Genomic DNA, 4168 nt, shown 5'->3' with positions numbered 1-4168 from the left:
GAGCTGCTAATGCAAGGTAACGAGCTTCATGACGAGCTTCGATTTTACCAACTTCGCGCATTTGGTAAGCGATTTTAGCAAAGCCTTCTTTTTCAGCTTCGTCAGCGAATTCTTTGTACATTGTAGTGTGTTCGTAGTTTTCACCAGCTGCTGCATCACGAAGGTTAGCTTCGATATCGGAAGATACGTCGCCACCATGAAGAGCTTTGAACCACAATTTAGCATGTGCAGATTCGTTGTGAGCTGTTTCTTCGAAATAATCAGCGATTTCGTTCATGCCAGCTTTACGAGCTGCTGCTGCATAATATGTATATTTTTGGAATGCTTGGGATTCACCAGCAAATGCTGTTTGAAGATTTTTTTCAGTGTTAGAACCTTTTAATTCTGCCATTTTAATACTCCTTTGTACTTACGATAAATTTCAAATTTGTTACTTAACTATATATTCATAACCACTTGGTTGTGAATGCAAATAATAGAATACTTATTCTACAATTTTCGTGGGCGACTTCGCCTTAGTAAGAAAACTTATTCTTAGATTAAATAGACACTTGCCTAACTTTTAAAATAGTACTTACTGATTTGTGTTTTTCGGCACTTGCCGTCTTAACAGTTTTATATACAATGTGCTATCCGTATACTTAACGAATAATCATTGTTGACTATATTGTAACATACTAAATGAGAAATGCAAGTGTTTTTGTAAAATTTATTTCGAAAATTTTCTAAATGATAAATATTATCAATGTAGTAAAAATGCGGTTTCTTAAAGACTGAATAGTATAGGATTTGTAAAAATAGCCGATTTTGATATTGAGAATGATAACTAAATGAAAAATCATTATTGATTAGATATTGATAACCTTTTCGTTAAATGTACTAATAACTACCCATAAAATGACTATATAACTATAGAATTATGATATATTTATAGAACTCTGTATTTCTTGTATAATAAGTATATAAATACTGAACGTTGTAAAAGGAGGCGCTATGGCATTTGTTAGATATTACGTAGGCGATGTGGTAAAGATGAAAAAGTCACATCCTTGCGGCAGTGATGAATGGGAAGTCAAACGGATTGGCACAGATTTCCTCATTGTATGTAATGGCTGTGGTCATCAACTGTTGATGCCGCGCCCAAAATTTGAAAAGGCAGTTAAGAAAATCGTGTCTAGATTGCCAGAGAATGAATAAGGGGGACGTATGGTACGACTCACTGATTACGTAACAAGTGGGGGCTGTGCATGTAAGATTGGGCCTCATATATTAAATCGCGTATTAAAAGCGGTGACTCCTGTTACTAATGAACATGTATTAGCAGATATGACGGGTGCTGATGACGCAGGCGTATATAAACTTTCAGATACATTAGCATTAGTACAAACATTGGATTTCTTTACGCCTATGGTTAATGATCCTGTTTTATTTGGGAAGATTGCTGCGGCTAATGCGTTGAGTGATGTGTATGCTATGGGCGGAATACCGTTAACGGCTATGAACATTGTGGGGTTCCCGGTGCCTCTTGTTGAACAAGGTGTATTAACAGATGTATTAAATGGGGCAGGATCCATTGTAGCTGAATCTGGTGCGGCTATCGTTGGTGGCCACAGCATTGAAAATAAAGAACCTATCTTTGGTATGTCTGTGACAGGACAAGTGCATCCAAATCGAATTTGGAAAAATAAAGGCGCTCAAGTAGGAGATGTACTAGTATTAACTAAGCGAATTGGTACAGGCATTATGAATAATGCTCTAAAAGGCGATTTGTTCCCCGTAGGTACCGAGCAAGCTGTCAATAGTATGAGTACATTAAATCGTGTAGGCGCAGAGGTAGCACATAACTTTACCGTTCATGCATGTACGGATGTAACTGGCTTTAGCCTTATGGGGCATTCTGTAGAAATGGCGAGTGCTTCCGATGTGACCATTCATATTAAAGCATATGACATTCCACTCTTTGATGATGTCATCGAAGCAGCTCAAATGGGCTTGGTACCTGCTGCATCGTATGGTAATCGCAAGGCCATAACTGATGTACAAGTTGATGAAACTTTGGATCCAGTATGGATGGATATTCTGTTTGATCCACAAACCTCTGGTGGTTTACTATTCTCTGTTCCTGCCAGTGAAGGTGATCAACTAGTTGAGGCGTTACATGCGGCTGGCATCGACTGTGCTGCTATTATTGGTGCTGTTGAAAGTTTCAGCGGTCTGGCCGTACGCGTCACAGAATAAAATCATAAATAATAATTTCGCTACTATTGGCATAGATATAGAATTAAACTATTGTTAGCTGTTAGCTGTTAGCTGTTAGCTGTTAGCTGTTAGTTGATACTTTTACAAGATTTATAATGTATATAATTTAGAGGTGTATGATGAGTAATACAAATGAATTAACTGTAGACGTACGTGGTAGCTTGTGTCCAAAACCTGTAATTGAAACTAAGAAGGTAAGCGATGCGAATCCAAGCGCTGTCATTACTACTATTGTAGATAATGAGGTTAGTCGTGATAATGTAGAAAAATTTGGTAAGTCTCGTGGTTATGGTGTGGCTATTCGCCAAGATGGTAAGGATTTCTATCTCACCATGACGCCAAATGCGAATCCCGTGACAGAAGCGAATTGCGAACCGATGAACTATGGAAACCGCGTCATCTTGATGACAAAGGATTATCTTGGTGAAGGTAGCGAAGAGCTCGGTCGAAACTTGATGAAAACCTTCTGGGTATGTATGGTAGAAGCAGATGTGAAACCATCTAAGATCTATTTCATTAATAGCAGTGTTAAGATGGTAACTAATGATTCTGTTCATTTGGAAAATATTAAAAAGTTAGCTGATGCAGGTGTTGAAATTGCAGCCTGTGGGATTTGCCTCGATTTCTATGGTGTGAAAGAAAACGTTGGCGTCGGTAGTATTACGAACATGTATGCCATTACAGATGCTATCCTTGGTGACAATATTGTTAAGCTATAATGTTAGCAGCTTATTTTGATATATTGATTTAGAGTTATTGGCTTAGATTAGATTTTTTATTTCGAGCATTAATAGTTTAGGTGAACGAAATCTAATCGTATCGATTGTGTTAGGAGGTGAGGCATTGGAAAATAAAAAATTACTTGTCGTTTTTACATCCTATTATTTTGGTGATAAAGCAGACAAGATATTAACAGAATTAGAGGTGTCTCATCAATTGATGGCTACACCTCCAGAACTGTATGATATGTGCGGGTTATCTGTACAAATAGATCCAAGTATTGTAGAGCAGGTTCAGACTATTTTAAAAGAACATAAGATCAGTACATCGGGCCTCTTTTGGTATGAAAAAGGTGAACTGGCTGTACCATATAAAGCCTAGACATCGTCTAGGCTTTTTCTTGTTTTTTATTAAATTTTGATTCTTATATAATTTAACGGCTAACTATGGTACCATAGATATATGATATTTTTTATCATTATGGAGGTATATATGAGCAAGTATGAAATAGAAAATGTAAAATTAACAGCCCCTAAATTGGATCGTAACGATTTAGAATATGCTATGACCTATCGCTATGCATGTAAAAAGTTTGATAGCACGAAGAAGATTTCTGAAGAAGACTGGAATGCTATTCTTAATGCGGCACGTTTGTCTCCTACATCTCTTGGCTTTGAGGCTTACCAATTGTTGGTGATTCAAAATCCAGAAATTCGGGAAAAAATGAAAGCTCATGGTTGGGGGATTTTAGCAGGCCTTGAAGCTAGTCATGTAGTAGTTTTCTTGGCGCGTAAAAAAGTGGACTTAGAGTTTGACTCCTCTTATGTACGTTATATTCAAGAAACAGTTAAGCAATTACCTGCAGAAGTAGATGCAGCATACCGTGAGAAATATGCTCAATTTACTACAAGTGACTATAAAACATTTGAGTCTGAACGGGCTGCCTTTGATTGGGCCTCTAAACAAGCGTATATCGTTATGGCGAATATGATGACTATGGCGGCGTATGAAGGCTTAGATTCTTGTCCATTAGAAGGCTTCAATCAAGATGACATGACCGCACTCTTAGGTGATGAACTTGGCCTGTTCGATACTAAACACTTTGGCATTGCTGTAATGGCTGCCTTTGGTTACCGAGACGAAGAACCACATCGTAATAAAACACGTCGTACAATGGATGAAATTGTAA

6 protein-coding genes are annotated in these 4168 nt (G+C 37.6%); 5 read left to right on the top strand and 1 reads right to left on the bottom strand.

Translation table 11 applies throughout. The features are described from left to right. The coding region (locus QZ548_RS08220) for a rubrerythrin family protein (RefSeq protein WP_295869613.1) at positions 1-391 on the bottom strand (391 nt) is incomplete at its 3' end. Positions 392-993: 602 nt separating this feature from the next. On the opposite strand from QZ548_RS08220, the gene QZ548_RS08215 reads away from it, so the two are divergent. The 5 genes from QZ548_RS08215 to QZ548_RS08195 form a co-directional block, all read left to right on the top strand. Continuing rightward, positions 994-1197 carry a DUF951 domain-containing protein gene (locus QZ548_RS08215; RefSeq protein ID WP_004693828.1) on the top strand — a complete coding sequence of 68 codons (204 nt, stop codon included), beginning with the start codon at positions 994-996 and terminating at the stop codon, positions 1195-1197. 9 nt (positions 1198-1206) lie between these two features. Next, the gene (selD, locus tag QZ548_RS08210; protein ID WP_227721387.1) at positions 1207-2238 is read left to right on the top strand and encodes a selenide, water dikinase SelD; all 1032 of its coding nucleotides are present in this window, start codon (positions 1207-1209) and stop codon (positions 2236-2238) included. 140 nt (positions 2239-2378) lie between these two features. Beyond that, entirely contained in the window at positions 2379-2978 is a 600-nt protein-coding gene (gene yedF, locus QZ548_RS08205; protein ID WP_227721386.1) for a sulfurtransferase-like selenium metabolism protein YedF, read from the top strand. 124 nt (positions 2979-3102) lie between these two features. Continuing rightward, positions 3103-3360 (top strand): DUF3343 domain-containing protein, encoded by a 258-nt coding sequence (locus QZ548_RS08200; RefSeq protein ID WP_227721385.1) that lies wholly within the window; start codon positions 3103-3105, stop codon positions 3358-3360. A gap of 111 nt (positions 3361-3471) precedes the next feature. After that, on the top strand, positions 3472-4168 hold a 697-nt coding region (locus QZ548_RS08195; RefSeq protein WP_295869609.1), incomplete at its 3' end, for an NAD(P)H-dependent oxidoreductase.

It is taken from the genome of uncultured Veillonella sp. (assembly GCF_915069625.1).
In the GTDB taxonomy this organism is placed as follows: Bacteria; Bacillota; Negativicutes; order Veillonellales; family Veillonellaceae; genus Veillonella.
This window is presented reverse-complemented; position numbering and strand designations above follow the sequence as displayed.